17 protein-coding genes are annotated in these 16,351 nt (G+C 60.4%); 8 read left to right on the plus strand and 9 right to left on the minus strand.

Going from position 1 to position 16,351, the window contains the following annotated elements; all coding sequences use genetic code 11:
• Nucleotides 1-105: 105 nt before the first annotated feature.
• Nucleotides 106-735 carry a hypothetical protein gene (locus DDE76_RS00970; RefSeq protein WP_157955601.1) on the minus strand — a complete coding sequence of 210 codons (630 nt, stop codon included), beginning with the start codon at nt 733-735 and terminating at the stop codon, nt 106-108.
• A 161-nt stretch (nt 736-896) separates the two neighbouring features.
• Here DDE76_RS00970 and drt3a point away from each other — a divergent pair, with 161 nt between their 5' ends.
• Nucleotides 897-2,138: an antiviral reverse transcriptase Drt3a gene (gene drt3a / locus DDE76_RS00975; protein WP_104892375.1), complete on the plus strand. Its 1,242-nt coding sequence runs from the start codon at nt 897-899 to the stop codon at nt 2,136-2,138.
• A complete protein-coding gene (drt3b, locus tag DDE76_RS00980) occupies nt 2,131-4,098 on the plus strand; it encodes an antiviral reverse transcriptase Drt3b (protein ID WP_104892376.1) in 1,968 nt (655 codons plus the stop codon). The genes drt3a and drt3b overlap by 8 nt, the downstream gene beginning before the upstream one ends.
• Nucleotides 4,099-4,277: 179 nt before the next feature.
• On the opposite strand, the gene lepA is transcribed toward drt3b, so the two are convergent.
• The gene (lepA, locus tag DDE76_RS00985; RefSeq protein ID WP_104892377.1) at nt 4,278-6,083 is read right to left on the minus strand and encodes a translation elongation factor 4; all 1,806 of its coding nucleotides are present in this window, start codon (nt 6,081-6,083) and stop codon (nt 4,278-4,280) included.
• An 84-nt stretch (nt 6,084-6,167) separates the two neighbouring features.
• Here lepA and DDE76_RS00990 point away from each other — a divergent pair, with 84 nt between their 5' ends.
• The gene (locus tag DDE76_RS00990) at nt 6,168-7,091 is read left to right on the plus strand and encodes an extensin-like domain-containing protein (RefSeq protein ID WP_210202704.1); all 924 of its coding nucleotides are present in this window, start codon (nt 6,168-6,170) and stop codon (nt 7,089-7,091) included.
• On the opposite strand, the gene DDE76_RS19460 is transcribed toward DDE76_RS00990, so the two are convergent.
• On the minus strand, nt 7,092-7,229 hold the full coding sequence (locus tag DDE76_RS19460) for a hypothetical protein (protein WP_157955604.1): 138 nt from the start codon (nt 7,227-7,229) through the stop codon (nt 7,092-7,094).
• Nucleotides 7,230-7,333: 104 nt separating this feature from the next.
• On the opposite strand from DDE76_RS19460, the gene DDE76_RS00995 reads away from it, so the two are divergent.
• A complete protein-coding gene (locus DDE76_RS00995) occupies nt 7,334-8,257 on the plus strand; it encodes a LysR substrate-binding domain-containing protein (RefSeq protein WP_104892379.1) in 924 nt (307 codons plus the stop codon).
• On the opposite strand, the gene DDE76_RS01000 is transcribed toward DDE76_RS00995, so the two are convergent.
• On the minus strand, nt 8,254-9,141 hold the full coding sequence (locus DDE76_RS01000) for a LysR family transcriptional regulator (RefSeq protein ID WP_104892380.1): 888 nt from the start codon (nt 9,139-9,141) through the stop codon (nt 8,254-8,256). The two genes, DDE76_RS00995 and DDE76_RS01000, sit on opposite strands and share 4 nt — an antisense overlap.
• A gap of 107 nt (nt 9,142-9,248) precedes the next feature.
• Between DDE76_RS01000 and DDE76_RS01005 the strand changes: the two genes are divergently transcribed.
• Together DDE76_RS01005 and DDE76_RS01010 are read left to right on the plus strand one after the other, a co-directional pair.
• Nucleotides 9,249-9,818, plus strand: coding sequence for a dihydrofolate reductase family protein (locus DDE76_RS01005; RefSeq protein WP_104892381.1), 570 nt, complete (start codon nt 9,249-9,251; stop codon nt 9,816-9,818).
• Nucleotides 9,819-9,993: 175 nt separating this feature from the next.
• Complete coding sequence (locus DDE76_RS01010; RefSeq protein ID WP_104892382.1) at nt 9,994-11,247, plus strand: NAD(P)/FAD-dependent oxidoreductase; 1,254 nt, start codon at nt 9,994-9,996, stop codon at nt 11,245-11,247.
• Between the two features lie 58 nt (nt 11,248-11,305).
• On the opposite strand, the gene DDE76_RS01015 is transcribed toward DDE76_RS01010, so the two are convergent.
• From DDE76_RS01015 to DDE76_RS01025, 3 genes are all read right to left on the minus strand, one after another.
• Complete coding sequence (locus DDE76_RS01015; RefSeq protein ID WP_104892383.1) at nt 11,306-11,896, minus strand: SCO family protein; 591 nt, start codon at nt 11,894-11,896, stop codon at nt 11,306-11,308.
• A gap of 3 nt (nt 11,897-11,899) precedes the next feature.
• A complete protein-coding gene (locus DDE76_RS01020; RefSeq protein ID WP_104892384.1) occupies nt 11,900-12,388 on the minus strand; it encodes a copper chaperone PCu(A)C in 489 nt (162 codons plus the stop codon).
• Nucleotides 12,389-12,449: 61 nt separating this feature from the next.
• A complete protein-coding gene (locus DDE76_RS01025; protein ID WP_157955605.1) occupies nt 12,450-12,851 on the minus strand; it encodes a hypothetical protein in 402 nt (133 codons plus the stop codon).
• A 149-nt stretch (nt 12,852-13,000) separates the two neighbouring features.
• On the opposite strand from DDE76_RS01025, the gene mbfA reads away from it, so the two are divergent.
• Nucleotides 13,001-13,981 carry an iron exporter MbfA gene (gene mbfA / locus DDE76_RS01030; protein WP_104894798.1) on the plus strand — a complete coding sequence of 327 codons (981 nt, stop codon included), beginning with the start codon at nt 13,001-13,003 and terminating at the stop codon, nt 13,979-13,981.
• Here mbfA and DDE76_RS01035 read toward each other — a convergent pair.
• Nucleotides 13,978-14,478 (minus strand): DUF2306 domain-containing protein, encoded by a 501-nt coding sequence (locus DDE76_RS01035; RefSeq protein WP_104892386.1) that lies wholly within the window; start codon nt 14,476-14,478, stop codon nt 13,978-13,980. The genes mbfA and DDE76_RS01035 overlap by 4 nt on opposite strands.
• A gap of 101 nt (nt 14,479-14,579) precedes the next feature.
• Between DDE76_RS01035 and DDE76_RS01040 the strand changes: the two genes are divergently transcribed.
• A complete protein-coding gene (locus DDE76_RS01040) occupies nt 14,580-15,344 on the plus strand; it encodes a LytTR family DNA-binding domain-containing protein (protein ID WP_157955606.1) in 765 nt (254 codons plus the stop codon).
• On the opposite strand, the gene DDE76_RS01045 is transcribed toward DDE76_RS01040, so the two are convergent.
• Entirely contained in the window at nt 15,305-16,258 is a 954-nt protein-coding gene (locus DDE76_RS01045; RefSeq protein ID WP_104892388.1) for a LysR family transcriptional regulator, read from the minus strand. The genes DDE76_RS01040 and DDE76_RS01045 overlap by 40 nt on opposite strands.
• Between the last annotated feature and the right edge of the window lie 93 nt (nt 16,259-16,351).

The following is a 16,351-nucleotide window of genomic DNA, read 5'->3' on the forward strand; positions in this document are numbered from 1 at the left end:
GCAGGGTGGCGCGCATCCAACCCGCGGGTGATGCGCACACCCGCGACCGGCTCACCCCTTGCTTCAGTCGCATGCTGACTGCCCGTGCGGGGTGATGGGGAGAGCTTAATCCAGGTCTGCCAGGCGGGGATTATTTTCTGCCGAGGCGTCGGGCTCGGCCATGCCCGGGGGCACGGGCGGGCCGATGCGCGCGGCGCGCCCGGCCTCAAAGCCACGCTCATAGGCCTGGTTGCGATTGACCAGAATCATGCGGGTGAATTTGTCACGCAGGCCGGAATTGCCCTGCGCCGCCGCGCTTGTCTGCGTCAATTGCGGCTTCAACCGCTTGACCGGCGCGGTGGCCCCATCGAGCCGCCAGCACCAGCAGTTTTCGCCCGCATTCCAGAAAGTGTGGCAGCGCTCGTAATTTTCCAACTGCGCCAGCACCTGGCCTAGCTGCACGCAAAGCCCGGCCAGATCGGGCGCCGCCACGGGCAGCCGGTCGCGGGGCTCACGAAACGGCGCGCAATCGGCCATCAGCCCTTCGGCCAGGACGCGCACGGTGTCGGACAAGTCCTGCCGCCCGCGCCGCGTGGCCAGCGTCGTCACATCCTTGTGCAGCGCGGTGAGGCGAATGACGAGGGTTTCGTGGCGGCTGGCAAGGCTCAACGAGGGGGGTGGGCCGTTCCGGCGCGCGGCGGGGGATGTTTGCGCGGGCTTGGCCGGGGCGGAGGCGATGGGGGGATTTTTGAACACGGCTTACTCCTGTCGGAAAGGGGTGGGTGACAGGAGAGGGTAAGCGGGGGTGGAGGGGCGGGGAGAAGTTTTGCGAATAGTTCTCGACAACACCCATAGCTCGATACCAATATCAGGGATCGACTAGACGCCAAGCAACCACGAGCACGTCCAAGCCGACTATGAATTTTATCAGTTATTCAAAAGAAGAACTTTATCAAGAGCTGGTCCATGAACTGCGCAAGCGCAGGCTTCCGATGCCCGACTCGTCGGAGGTCACGCGGATCCTGAACCAAGCGACGGCCATCGCAGATACTGGCTTCCTCCCAGTCGAGATGAAAGAACTACCTTATAAGGGCAAATCAATCTTCAGGATTGAAGATCTTTCGACTCGAATAATACTAAATCGCGTCTCTAAAATACTTCGGATGACTGCAGGTGTAAAGCAAACCGACAGAACAACGACCATTAGGCGCATAGCGAGGCTTCTCGCAGAGGGAGCTGCGCACCGAGTCTATAAATTTGATGTTCAGTCCTTTTATGAGTCAATCGACCTCCACCATACGTGGGACTACATTGACAATCTTCCTACGACTGATCGCCAAACGTCCCGACTGCTTCGCTCATTCGTGGATTTCTGTGGAGACAAAGACATTTCTGGGGCTCCGCGCGGCCTCGCTGTAAGTGCGGTGCTAGCTGAGATGACGCTCAGACAGTTCGACGCACAGTTGAGAAGCCTGCCATGCACATACTTTTACGCTCGATACGTAGATGACATTCTGCTAGTAACCCCTGGCACTGAGTTAATATCAGACCTTAAGAAACAGATTAGTGATTTACTACCACCGGGTTTGAGATTTCATCCATTGAAATCGCAAAATGTCGACCTTAAGCCTTACAAAAAGAGTTCACCTCAAGTCGAATCAAATTTTGATTTTCTTGGATATAGCATCTCTGTGTCAGAAATCAGGAGAGCTACCGATGATCGACTTTATCGGTCAGTGAGGCTGGACATTGCGCTAAAGAAAATAGCTCGCCTAAAGACACGGCTAGCGAAGGCCACGCTTCAATTGTTGACAGACGGAAAATTCACTGATTTCGAAGACAGAATAAAATTTCTTTCTGGAAACTATAATATCGTAGAAAGCAGATGGAAGCGACGAATAAACGTCGGCCTATATTGCAACTACAGGTTGGTTGACGCTGAAACCTCTAGCTCTCTTCCGGCGATGGACAAATTTTATCACGCTTGGGTGCTTGGATACGGGGGCGCACTGTCAGCCAGGCTCGAGGCCGCTTTGACTCCTGCCCAAAAGGCACGCCTAGTAACTTATAGTTTCGCAACGAGCTTCAAAGCCCGGCGCTTCTACCACTTTAACGCTGCGCGTCTGCGAGAGATCAGGGAGTGCTGGGTATATGCCTAGAAAAAAAGGTCAGCGCTATACGTTTGACCGAAACGACCCCAATCTCCCCCTCATAACAGACACGTCACCTGATGATGTACCTATTACTTTTTCCAATTACGGACTGCGAAACAATCTCATCGCCTTGCACAAACTTGGAACAGACACCTCCCAGTTCATCAGCAAGGCGCTTCTTCAGCTCGAAGACAATTTCACCCAGCCCCTGCGATATCGGATCTCCAACGGCGAAAACGCGTTCCGAACGATGACTCTGCCGCACCCGAGTTCTCAGTTGCGTGTATGCCAAATATACTCAGACTACTCCGACCTAATAACGTATTACTGCGGAAGAAGCAGCTACTCTATTCGGCACCCAGTAAAGATTTCAAGTAGTTTCTATAGAAAGAATCCTCTCGCGGATCTGAAGAAATACAGAGACTCCAGCATCACCGAATCAGACAGAGACGGAATGTATAAGCATCCGTCTGCTTTCTTTGTTTATGGCGGAATAAACAAATATTATAAATACTTTCAATCCGATGAATTTTACGAGATGGAGAAAAATTTCTCCAGTATGCTGAGAGTTGATGTAAGCACGTGCTTTCACAGTATATATACTCATACCATAAGTTGGTCAGTTAAGGATATTGAGTTCGGGAAAAACAACACTCGCGCAGTGTCTTTCGGCAATGAATTGGACCGAGCAATGCAGCGAATGAACTACAACGAAACTAACGGTATCCCTGTCGGTCCAGAATTTAGTCGAATTTTTGCTGAGATAATACTGCAGTCCGTAGACGAAAAGGTAAAATCTACTCTTTCGCAGGCTGGCCTGTCGGAAGGGAAAGACTATGTCGTTAGAAGGTACGTGGACGATTATATTATATTTGCATCAAACAAGGATATCACTAACCACGTCAGGATAGCGCTCTCCAGCCACCTGTCCGACATGAATTTGCATCTTAACGACGCGAAGACCGAGTTCATGGAGCGTCCGTTTCAGACGCGGACATCCTCCATTGCAGCGGCCGCGCTCGAAGTTCTTGATGGCTTTTGGCAGCAAAATACCGTCTCCGTCGAACGAGAGGAGCTAACGCTATCCTATGCAGCGCCGGTCAAGAACTACGGCCTTCTAGCCAAAAGCCTAATTCGCTCGATTAAGACAGTTTGTTATAATAATGGATCGGACTACGGCAGCATAGCTTCCGTACTTTCTGCTGCAATTGATGTAAGAATTCAACGATTGGTTGATAGCTATGACAGGAAGGCAGTTCCAAAAGACCATTTACCATACCAAGTTCGGCTAATGATGGCGCTCCTGGAAGTATCTTACTTCCTCTACGGTATAAGACCTTCAGTAACCGCATCATACAAACTTGGACGTAGCACTGTACTCGCGATAAGGTTTGTCAGGGGGAATTTTCAGGACATGCTTCCCCAGTTTAGCGAGCACATTGTTCGACAGTGCGAAGGATTCTTGACCTCAGCCACGTATGACTGGGCTGAAGATATTGGCGTTGTTCCTATTGAGAAAATCAATATTATGGTCTGCCTGACAGAGCTTCCACATGAATACTTAAAATCATTTACGCCAATTGTAAGAAAAATACTAGAACGGACAGACGATTATTTTAGTCTAATCAATGTCATATTCGTCGCAGGCCGGGGAGGGCTGCTTCCCTCCATGGCAGGGTTACTCGAGAGTCGAGTACGCGCTGCGCTGGGTGGGGAGCTGCGGCCCGACCGCAAAGCTGAGGATTTTCTAAAGCTTTTTGACTTGATTAGCTGCCCATACTTGTCTCACGGCATTCGCCAAGAACTGGTGCAACTTGGGCGAGTTGCGCTGAAGATGGACCCGATCAATCGGGCTAGGCGTGACGCTGTGGTGGCGGACTTTGAGGCAAACCCGTGGTTTACTCGTTGGGATAGAATTGACTTGTTGCGAGAAATAACACGACGCGAATTGAATCAAGCATATTAGCGCGCTACAACGCCAAGGAAACGACCTTGATGCTACACCTCGGCTTCGGTCGAAGGTCTACTGGAAGCTTTAGCGATCGGGGCAAATTACCCTTTAAGTGAAGCGGCTCAGAGCAGTTTACTGTCACACACGACGCGGAAAGGTCGTTTCACCTTTTCTTCCAACGGCTGCTCTATAAACTAGTCATCACCCATCTTCAGCGCCTTGATAAACGCCTCCTGCGGAATCTCCACAGACCCGAACTGGCGCATGCGCTTCTTGCCGGCTTTCTGTTTCTCCAGCAGCTTGCGTTTGCGCGTGGCGTCGCCGCCGTAGCACTTGGCCGTCACGTCCTTGCGCATGGCGCGGACGGTTTCGCGGGCGATGATCTTGCCGCCGATGGCGGCCTGGATCGGGATGACGAACAGATGCGGGGGGATCAGCTCCTTGAGCTTTTCGCACATGACGCGGCCACGTGACTCAGCGACAGTGCGGTGCACCAGCATGGAAAGCGCATCGACCGGCTCGGCATTGACCAGGATCGAGAGCTTGACCAGGTCGCCGGCGCGATGTTCGGCCAGTTGATAGTCAAAGCTGGCATAGCCCTTGGAGATCGACTTCAGGCGATCATAGAAATCGAACACCACCTCGTTGAGCGGCAATTCATATTCGACCATGGCGCGCTGGCCGACATAGCTCAGATTGGTCTGGATGCCGCGGCGGTCCTGGCAGAGCTTGAGGATCGCGCCAAGATATTCGTCGGGGGTGAGAATGGTCGCCTTGATCCAGGGTTCGCGGATTTCGGCGATCTTCATCACATCGGGCAGATCGGCGGGATTGTGCAGATATTGCGTCTCGCCATTGGTCATTTCGACCTCGTAGACCACCGAGGGGGCGGTGGCGATCAGGTCCAGATCGAACTCGCGGGAGAGGCGCTCCTGGATGATTTCGAGGTGCAAGAGGCCCAAAAAGCCGCAGCGGAAGCCGAAGCCCAGCGCGGCGCTGGTTTCCATCTCGAAAGAGAAGCTGGCGTCATTCAGGCGCAGCTTGCCCATGGCGGCGCGCAGCTCGTCAAAATCCGAAGCATCGACCGGGAAGAGGCCGCAGAACACGACGGGTTGTGCCGGTCTAAAGCCCGGCAGCGCCTTGTCGGTGGGTTTCTTGTCCTCGGTGATGGTGTCGCCGACATTGGTATCGGCCACTTCCTTGATCGAGGCGGTGAAGACGCCCAGCTCGCCCGGGGTCAGCTCCTTGACCTCGACCAGCTTGGGGGTGGTGACGGCGACGCGGTCCAGCTCATAGACGGCGCCGGAGGCCATCATGCGGATCTTCTGGCCCTTTTTCATCACCCCATCAATGATGCGGACGAGGACAACCACGCCGAGATAGGTGTCGTACCAGCTATCGACCAAGAGGGCCTTCAGGGGCGCGTTGAGCTCGCCCTTGGGGGCGGGGAGGCGCTTGACGATGGCTTCGAGCACGCTTTCCATGCCCAGGCCTGTCTTGGCCGAGATTTCCAGCGCCTCGGACGCGTCGATGCCGATGACGTCCTCGATCTGGGTCTTGACGCGCTCGACATCGGCGGCGGGCAGATCGACCTTGTTCAGGACCGGGACGATTTCGTGATTGGCGTCGATGGCGTGATAGACATTGGCCAGGGTCTGCGCCTCGACGCCCTGGCTGGCATCGACCACGAGCAGGGAGCCTTCGACGGCGGCCATCGAGCGAGAGACTTCATAGGCGAAGTCGACATGGCCGGGGGTGTCGATGAGGTTGAGGATGTAATCCTCGCCATCTTCGGCCTTGTATTTCAGACGCACCGTCTGCGCCTTGATGGTGATGCCGCGCTCGCGCTCGATATCCATCGAATCGAGCACCTGAGCCTTCATCTCGCGCAGGTCGAGCCCGCCCGTCATCTGGATCAGGCGATCGGCCAGGGTGGATTTGCCATGGTCGATATGTGCGACGATGGAGAAATTGCGAATGTTCTTGAGCGGCGTGGTCATAGCCGTGGCTGTAGCAGAAGCGCGGGAGCCGAGAAAGATGGTTTAGCGGGGGTTAACCGGGGTTTTGCGGCAACGCGAGGGCGGATGGCGCGTTGGAGAGCCATGCACAGGTTCACCCAGACTGCCATCGCCGCCCTGCTTATCGCGACCACCCCGGCTGCGGGGCAGGATTTGTTGCAGGATTTCGAGCGTTTCGTGGAGGATGTGCTGCCCGAGCGGACGGCGCCGGCCACTGTTCGGGAGGCGCCGATTGAGCCGGTCGCGCCGGTGACCCCGACGCCGCGCGATGAACGGCCCGCAGCGGAGGAAGACGGCGAGGCGGATGACGCGCCACCGATGCCCCGCCCGCGACCGGCAGGGCAGACTGCGGTAGAGGAAGATTCCGCGCCAGAGGTGGATGAGGCCGAGGTGGAAAGCGCTGTGCCCGTTAACCGCGCGGAGCCGGATCGGGTGTACCAGACGGCCTGTCCGGCGCTGCTGGAGGGCCGGGTGATCGGGGAGATGCTCGATCCGGTGGCCGAAGGGATTTGCGGGGTGCGCTCGCCGCTGTCGGTGACAGGGGTGCGGGTCAATGGCCGGGAGATCGGGTTCACCGCGCCCGTCACCACCAATTGCCAGATGGCGGGGGCGATTGCCGACTGGGTGGGCGCGGTGGATCTTTATGCCAACGCCGCGCTCGACAGTCCTATCGCCGCGGTGACGACCGGCACGTCATTGATGTGCCGCAACCGCTATGGCGCGGCGGACGGGTTCGTCTCCGAACACGGCTTTGCCAATGCGCTCGACGTGGTGGGGTTCACGCTGGAAAATGGCCAGAGCATTGCCGTGGAGGCGGACTGGTTGCCGGCCGCTGCACCGGCGGGGCTGCTGTTGCGGCAGGCGCATGGAGCGGCTTGCGGACGGTTCACCACCGTGCTCGGCCCCGAGGCCAATGCCGAGCATGCAGATCATTTCCACCTGGACCTGGGGTGCCACGGACAGAGCTGCACAGCGCAGATCTGCGAGTGATCAGCACGGATCGCAGTTGGGATGATGCGGCGGCAGATCGGCCCAGTCATGCAGGGGCATGCTGTCGGGATGGGGTGTGCGGGGGCGTGACGGCACGAACTTGCCGAACCACGCCAGAAGGCGGGTCAGGAGTGACATTTTCTGTCTCCGGAAGTGATGAGGGATTTGCTATGAGCTCATAATGCGCCCGCAGAGCTGCACCTGCAATGGACAAGGCCTGCACGCCGATATAGAAAATCTATATGACAAACCCCTTCCCCATACCGCTCAATGCACTGCGCGCCATCGAAATTGTCGCCCGTCGCGGGGCGCTGGCGCCGGCGGCGGAGGAGCTGGGCGTGACCATTGGCGCAGTCAGCCAGCATCTGCGCCGGGCCGAGGACCGGCTGGGCATGGAATTGTTCGCGCGCACGCCGCAGGGCATCAAACCGCTGCCAGCCCTCATGCAGGTCTTGCCGCAACTAACTGGCGGCTTCACCCAATTGCAGGATGGCCTGGCGAGCCTGACGGGCGCGCATGAGGGCGTGCTCAACGTGACGGTGGGGAGCGTGTTTGCCTCGCGCTGGCTGATCTGGCGGGTCAACAAATTCTCCGCGCTCTATCCGGGCCTGGAAGTGCGGCTGACAGTGACCGGGGCAATGCTGGACCTGAGCCGGCCCGATATCGATTGCGGCATCCGCTATGGCGACGGAACCTGGCCGGGGGTCAATGTGAGCCTGATCGGCGGACAGGAATACCAGCCGGTCTGTTCGCCCCTGATCCGCGACCGGGTGAAAAACCCGGCGGACCTGGCGCATGTGCCGGTGATTGCCGACCAGACCAGCATGCTCGACTGGCCGGCCTGGCTGAAAACAGTGGGGCTGGACCCGGCCATGCCGCTTAGTGGCCCGGTCTATTCGGATGCCTCGCTGGCCTTTGATGCGGCGATTTCCGGGCAGGGCATCTTGCTGGCCGCCGACATGATGACCGCCGATGCGGTGAGCGATGGGCGGCTGATCCGGCCGTTTGATCTGCCGGCAACGGGCAAGCGCGGCTATTTCCTGGCAACGGCCAAGGGGCGGCGGGAGCCGAAGAAGCTGGGCTTTTTCCGTGACTGGCTGGCCACGGAAGTGCCCGCGAGCGTGTTGGGCTATGTGCACCAAAACATGGACCTCGCCCGGATCTAGCTCGTCCTGGCGAGAATCGGGCGCAAATGATCGGCGAGATGGGTGGCGATGGCCTGGACCTTGCCATCGGCGTGCCGTGCTCCCGAGGTTACGATCTGTACAGGGAGTGGAGCGGGTTCGTAGTCCTGCAGGACACGCAGCAGTCGTCCGTCGCGGAGATCCTCGCCCACCTGATAGTTGAGAAACCGGGCCAGGCCGTGACCAGCGCGGGCAGCCTGACGCTGCATTTCGATATCATTGCTCATCCAATGGGGTTGCAAGGGCATTGGCTCAGTGTCGCGAAAATCCCAGGTGGGGGCGCCGCTGCGACCGGACTCGGCGATGATCTGATGAGCGAAAACGTCGTCGGGGCGCCCGGGCCGGCCGCGTGCGAGCAGATAGGAAGGACTGGCCACGACGATCCAGCGCACTTCGCCGACCTTGCGGGTCCGAAGCCCCGAATCGGGCAGCCTCCCAAGCCGCACAGCTGCATCCAGGCCATATTCGATGAAATCGAGATAGCGGTCTTCGAGCAGGATTTCCGCCTGGGCATCGGGCCATCGCGCCAGAAAACCGTCTATGGCGGCACCCAGAAAAAGCTGCCCGAAAACGGGTGGCGCGGTGATCCGCACGACACCGCGCACAGGAGCCGCCAGAGGTTGGGCGGCCAAGTCCTGCCATTGCCTAGTCAGCGCCAGCGCCTGTTCATAGGCATCTCGCCCGGCTTCGGTGATGGAGAGCTTGCGTGTGGTCCGCTCGACAAGCTGGCGCGACAGGCGATCTTCGAGCTGGGCCAGCGCGCGGGTGATGGCGGGTGGTGAACGGCGCAGGCGCAGGGCCGCCTGACGCAGGCTGCCTGTTTCCACCACTGCGATGAGAACCTGAAGCTCATCAAGACGATCCATGATAATTCCAGATTTTACAATTATGACTTTCGAAAGCAGCTTCTATCGGCTGATTTCAGAAACAATATGCTCCTCCTTGTCGAAGCGCAAACGCAAGGAGATGATCGATGAGCGCGAAGATTGTCGTTTCCCAATACATGTCGTTGGACGGGGTGATCGAAGACCCGGTGGGCATGGAAAATTCAGGCTTGGGCGACTGGATCGGTGCCTATAGCCGTGGTCCGCGTGGCGATGCTTTCAAGGAACAGGAGCTGCTCAAGGCCGACGCCCTAATCCTGGGACGCAAGACTTATGACGGCTTTGCCGCCGTGTGGCCGACCGTGGAGTCCGACTATGCCCGGCACATCAATGAAATGCCAAAATATCTGGCGTCGCGGACGGTGACGGCGCCCGGCTGGCAAGGCACGACCTGGCTCGGGCCAGACCTGACCGCCTCCGTTGCGCAATTGAAGGACGAGGTGAGCGGCGCCATCCTCATCTTCGGCAGTGCCAGCGTCTGCCATGAGCTGTTCAAGGCTGGTCTGGTGGATGAAATGAACCTGCTGCTCTATCCGCGCCTGCTGGGGCGGGGCAAGCGTCTGTTTCCGGACGGCGTCTCCACCCAATTGAACCTGATCGAAGCCATACCCTTCAATGACGGGCTGCTGATGCTGCGTTTTGGCAAGATTGAACACTAGGCGGCGCCTAAATTGCATCGGACTGGCGCGATGATCGCTACTTTATCGCGCCAGACCCGACTGTTGCGCAATAAATTACAGTTCCGAGTCTAGATCGAGCGAAAGATGGACGGCTTATTGCAGTGATGTTTTGATAGATTGGCAGGCAGGAACGGCGCAAAGGGGTCGCGCAGCGATGGACGACGTACTCATTCTTGGCGCCGGCATTGTCGGCATTGCCACCGGCATTCACCTGCTGCGGCGCGGGCGCAGCGTGACCCTGGTCGACAGAAGTGAGCCGGGGCACGAGACCAGCTTTGGCAATGCGGGGATCATCCAGCGCGAGGGGGTGCGGCCGCATCCGTTTCCGCGCGACCTGCAAACCCTGCTGCAGGTGGGGCTGCATCTTTCGACTGCGGCCCGCTATGAGCCGCTAGCGCTGCCCCGGCTGGCGCCGCCGCTGTTGCGCTATTGGTGGGAATCCTCGCCCGAGCATTATCGCAAGGTGGTGCAAAGCTATGCGCCGCTGATCGGGCGTTCGATCATCACCCATGCTGACCTGATCGACGCCTGCGGCCCGGAGGCCGAGAGCCTGATTTCGCGCTATGGCTGGCATCTGGCTTTCCGCAGTCCGGAAAAACTGGAGAAGGAAGCACGCAAGGCGCAGGGCGACCATGACCAGTTCGGGATCGGCTTTGAGGTGCTGGACTGGCCGGCGCTGCAAAAGGCCGAGCCCGGCCTGACCGGCGGCCTGGCCGGCGCCATTCACTGGACCGATCCGTGGACGGTGCGTGATCCGGGGGCCTTGGTGACCGCCTATTTCAACCTGTTCGAGAAACTGGGGGGCACGTTTGTCCGCGGTGCAGCAACAGGTCTGAACCAGGTTTCCGAGGGCTGGCAGGCCGAGATTGCGGGCCGACAGCTATCTGCCAAGCAGGCGGTGATTGCCCTGGGCCCGTGGGCGCCCGATGTGCTGGACAGGCTGGGCTATCGGCTGCCGCTGTTCGTCAAGCGCGGCTATCACATGCATTATGGTACTGCCGAAGGCGCAGCGCTCAACCATTTGCTGCTCGACCCGGAAGTCGGCTATGCCATGGCGCCGATGGCCAAGGGTATCCGCATTACCACCGGGGCCGAATTTGCCGAGCGCGACGCCGCGCCAACCCCGATCCAGCTTGGCAAGGCAGAGGCCGCGGCGCGGGAATTGTTCCCGCTGGGCGAGCGGCTCGACCCGCAGCCCTGGAAGGGGGCCCGCCCCTGCACGCCGGACATGATGCCGATCATTTCGAAGGCCCCCAGGCACCAGGGTTTGTTCGTGGGTATCGGTCACGCCCATCACGGCTTTACGCTGGGACCGGCCACCGGCGAATTGCTGGCGCAGGCGATGACCGGGGAAGAGACCGCGATCGATATTCACCCGTTCCGCATGGCGCGGTTCATGGGGGGCTGATCCGCCTGAGCGCTCACGACCGGGCAGACCGGCACGATGCCGATCTGCCCCGCGTGGCTCAGCCCTCGAGCAGGCGCCGGAGCTTGGCGAGGGCGGTGTCGCTGTCTTCGCGATAGGCAATGGTGCCCTCGAACTCGCCCTCAGCATTGACCAGGAACACCGAGGCGGTGTGGTCCATGGTGTAGTCGCCGCCTTCAAGCGGCACTTTTTCGGCATAGACGGCCCAGGACTGGGCCGCCTTGGCGATCTCGTCCGGGGATCCGGTGACGCCGGTGACACGGCCGGTCCAGCTCACATAGTCGCCAATGACTTCCGCCGTATCCCGCTCGGGATCGACGGTGACGAAAAAGGCGTTGAGATCGTCTGCCTCGTCGCCCAATGCCTCGTACCAACTGGCCATTTCGGCCAGCGAGGTGGGGCAGACCTCGGGGCAATGGGTGAAGCCGAAAAACAGCATGGATGGGCTGCCCTTGAGGCTGTCGCGATTGAACGCCGCGCCGGTCGCGGTCACCAGTTCATAGTCGCCCTGCCCCAGGGCAACCGCCTGGGCCGGACGCGTCATGGTGGTGTAAACATAAAGCCCGGTGGCCCCCAGGGCAGCGACGGCCACCAGGGTCCAGAGCACGGTGCGGATATGGGACAGGGCCATGGGTCAGTGCCCCATATGGGCAGAATGGTCTTCTGCCGAGGCGTCGGCGGCCGGGGCGCCGATATGGAGATCCACGGTGACCGTGCCGGCCTGCTCGAAGGTCAGCACAACCGGAACGGTTTCGCCTTCGACCAGAGCCTGGCTGAGGCCCATGAACATGAGGTGGTATCCGCCGGGTTCGAGCACCACAGTTTCGCCGGCGGGAATGGCCAGACCATCCTCCAGTTGACGCATTTTCATGACATCGCCTTCCATGGCCATTTCATGGATCTGGGCGTCGCTGGCGAATGTCACCTCGGCCCGGAGGAGGCGATCATCGGTATCGCCAGTGTTGACGATTGTGAGAAAACCACCGGCCACCGGAGCGTTGGGCAGAGTGGCGCGGGCAAAGGGCGCGTTGAGTTCGAGGGGGCCAAAGGTGATGTCGTGGGCCATGGCAGGGGCAGCGGACAGCGCAACAAGGGTCAGCGCGGCAAAAATAGAACGGATCATCGTGATCTCCAGTCAAAAAACGGTCTGATACCGGCAGGAGACCTGCCGGGAAGGCTTGAAATCAGACCGTGACAGGCGGCGCGCGGGATTGCCCGACATGGTCGGGCAGCAGGGATCGGTGTGGACTGGGGGCCTCTGCGAAGCGAATGATCTCGGCCCCGGCCGGGGGCGCAAGGGCCGGTGCCGGCGGCGGCAAGGTGGCGAGCTGGTGCTTGGCGACACCGGTGGCCGGGCAATTGAGCGCAGCGGCCTCATGCGGGTCGCCATTGCCGTCCTGCGCCAATGGCTGACAGACCGACCAGGAATCCAGGGTTGAGAAACCGATGGCGTTGAGATCGCGCTGCAGGCCGGCGGCCTGATGCAGCGGCAGCAGCAGCGTGAGCACATAGATGGCCAGCACCGCGACGGCGATGCCGGTTTCGCGGAGCATGATCTGCGCTGAGCTTTGGGTCCTGCTGTTCACGGCTCACTCGATAGCCCGTGCCTCCGGCCTGCTCAAGAGCAATGGCGGGGAGCGGGCCCTGCACATTGTCGCAGCGCAAATGGCAGTTGCCTCTAGTTTAGAAACATTCTAAACATAGTCTGGAATGGTTCTAAACTATGGAGGGCGCCATGCTGCGTCTCTGGCCCGATAACCGCCGTGACTTCGCCTCGCTGTCAGAGCGCGAAATTCTCTCCCTGGCCGTAGCGGCCGAGGAAGAGGATGGACGCATCTATTCGGAGTATGCCACGCGGCTGGGCGAGACCTATCCGGGCAGCGCGGCGCTGTTCGAAGGCATGGCGGCCGAAGAGGACGAGCACCGGCGGCGCCTGCTCGATCTTTATGTCGAACGCTTCGGGACGCGGCTGGTGCCGATCCGGCGCGAGCATGTGCGCGGCTTCCTGAGCCGCAAGCCGGTGTGGCTGCAAAAGACGCTGACCCTGGAGCAGGCACGCCAGCAGGTGTGGGAAATGGAGGAAGGGGCCTATCGGTTCTATCTGGCTGCGGCCGACCAGGTGAGTGACGCGGGGATCCGCAAGCTGCTGGGCGATCTGGCGGCGGCCGAAAAGGGCCATGCCAAGCGCGCCGACCAGATCGATGACAGTGTGCTGGGGGCAGAAGGGCGCGAGAGCGAAAGCCAGGAACAGCACCGGCAGTTCCTCTTGACCTATGTGCAGCCTGGGCTGGCCGGGCTGATGGATGGATCGGTGTCGACGCTGGCACCGGTGTTCGCCGCGGCCTTTGCCACCGGGGACACGCACCAGACGTTTCTGGTGGGCCTGGCTGCAGCGGTGGGCGCGGGTATTTCCATGGGCTTCACCGAGGCCGCTTCCGATGATGGCAAGCTGACCGGGCGCGGCTCGCCGATCAAGCGCGGGCTGGCGGCGGGCATCATGACAGCGGTGGGCGGGCTGGGGCATGCCCTGCCCTATCTGATCGCAGATTTCTTCACCGCCACAGCCGTTGCCATTGCCGTGGTGCTGATCGAGCTCTGGGCCATCGCCTATATCCAGAACCGCTATATGCAGACCCCGTTCTGGCGGGCGGTGATGCAGGTGGTGCTGGGTGGCTCGCTGGTATTCGCGGCGGGGATCCTGATCGGCAATGCCTAGACGGCGCGCTGCGCCCGCCGCCGCATCCGCAACCAGGCCAGGCCTGAAACGACGAGGACCGGAACGATGACCAGCAGCGAGTGGGTCCAGCCGGCATCGGGGCCAAACAGCACCGCGTGCATGCGCCGGCCGGGCAGGAAGGTGAAGGCGCCAGCCAGGACAAGCGCGCCGATATAGAGCCCCTGCATTTCGGCGCGGTGGCGCGCCACATTGCGCTCGACGATGATGGCCTTGAGGCCAACATAGAGCGTGTAATAGGTGAACAGCGAAAACAGGTGGATGGGGCTGAACGGCCCGATCAGCCTTATGTCGTGGATAAACAGGGCCGAGGTGGCGGTGATGAACATCAGCAGCACCCAGACCCGCCCCATCGCCTTGTGCAGGGCGGTGCCCTTGCGGCGCCAGAGGACGAGGGCGCCGAGCAGGGTGGCCGCGATGGCGGCGAAGGCATGGATCTGGATGACAAGGTCAGATTGCAGCAGGGGCGAAAGAGACATCGAACAGCGCCATATTGGTGAGGGTAAAGACTTTGCCTCACCTCGATGCTTGGCTAGATTGGCCGCGACAACAGCAAGTGCCCCAATCGCAGGTCTCATTCGTGAATAACAGCCCATGGCAATCCACGCTTCGTGAACTGCAGGGGTTGTCGCGCGATGCCCGGTTCTGGACTGTGCTGGCCGCGATCGCGCTGATCGTGGGACTGGTGGGACCGTTCGGCACATATCAGCGGCTCGATGTCGCCCCGCGCCTGGCCTATTGGGGCGTGATCGTCTTGAGCACCGCCTTTGCCGGAACATTGCTGGTCGGCTTCGTCGAACGGCTGCTGCGGCCGCGGCTCAATAAATATGCTGCGGCGCTGCTGGCCGGAGCCTTGCCCGGACCATTGCTGGCGGCCATCGTGGCGCTGGTCAACATTGTCGTGTTCGGGCCGGGCGGGACCGGCTTCGACCTTGTCACGCTGGGCATCTATTGCGCGCTGATATCGGCAGCGGTGACGCTGGTCAGCGCGGTGCTGGAGCGGCCCGCCCGAACGGACCCGGCACATGTCCCACCAGCCCTGTTGGAGCGGTTGCCGCGTCCGCAACGAGGTCCAATAAGACGCATTTCGGTTGCAGATCACTATGTCGAGGTAACGACCGACAAGGGCAGCAGCCTGATCCTGATGCGGCTCTCCGACGCCATCAGGGAAACCGCACCGGTCGCCGGATTGCAGGTGCATCGCAGCCATTGGGTGGCGCTCGACGCGGTCAGGCGCAGCACGCGCCAGAATGGCCGGCCGGCGCTGGAGCTGGACGATGGCAGCATCGTGCCGGTGAGCCGGACCTACCTCGCCGCCGTGCGGGCAGCGGGCTTTCCGGTCTGAAACAGGTGCAGCCGGTCATCGATGATTTCGCCGACGCGAGCGCATTCCTGGGCGATTTCGCGGACAAAGTCGGCCAGCATGGGGCGGTCAAGCACAGCAGGATTGCGCACCACCATGGCGGTGTCGCGGTGCAGCGGCTCGAACTCGAGCGGTGAGATTTCCACCAGGCGACCGGCGCGCACATCCTCTTCCACGGCTGAATTGACGAAGAAACCCAGCCCCTCGCCTTTCATTGCCAGACGCCGTGCGGGACCGGTGGGCAATTCGACGCTGGTCCGGGCCAGCCGGACCAGGGCCGCGGCACGCTCCGGATCAGCCTGCCACCAGCGCAGGGCAATGACGCGGGGCACCAGCGTCAGCACCTCGTCGATGGTGGGCTGGCCCGAGAGCCTGGCCGCCACTTCGGGGGAAACCACCAGCGGCACGCGCTCGCGCATGATGATGAGCGGCTCAAGATCGACCACCAGCGGATCGATATTGGGCCAGCACAGAATCCCCATCTCAACCTCGCGCTCATGCAGCATGGCAGCGATCTGGGCCTGACGACCTTCGCGCACCACCACGTCGACGGACGGGTATTGCGCCTGAAAGCGGATGAGGCTTTCGGTGATCAGGGGCGAGACCAGGGTGCGCAGCGAGCCGATCGAGACCCGGCCACGCTCGACCCGGCGCAGCGCCTCGTGCCCTTCCTGGGCCGTGCCGATGATGCGACGGGCAAAGGGCAGAAAGGTCATGCCCTGATCGGTCAGCGTGACGGTGCGGCCACGGACAAAAAGCGACACGCCAAGCAGGTTCTCCAGGGCGCGGATGCGCATGGAGGCGGTGGCCTGGGTGATGTTGAGATAGGCCGCTGCCCGGGTGAAGGACCGGTCACGGACGATGCGGTCGAAGGTGCGAAGCTGATCGAGATCCATTGGAAAGGCTTATGCGAATTGAACTTCTGCACTGAACATCGCTGCTCAGATAGACAATGTCGATGCGTCGATTTGCTCATAACGCATTGCGTT

This window comes from Devosia indica (genome assembly GCF_003056405.1).
Lineage (GTDB): Bacteria > Pseudomonadota > Alphaproteobacteria > Rhizobiales > Devosiaceae > Devosia > Devosia indica.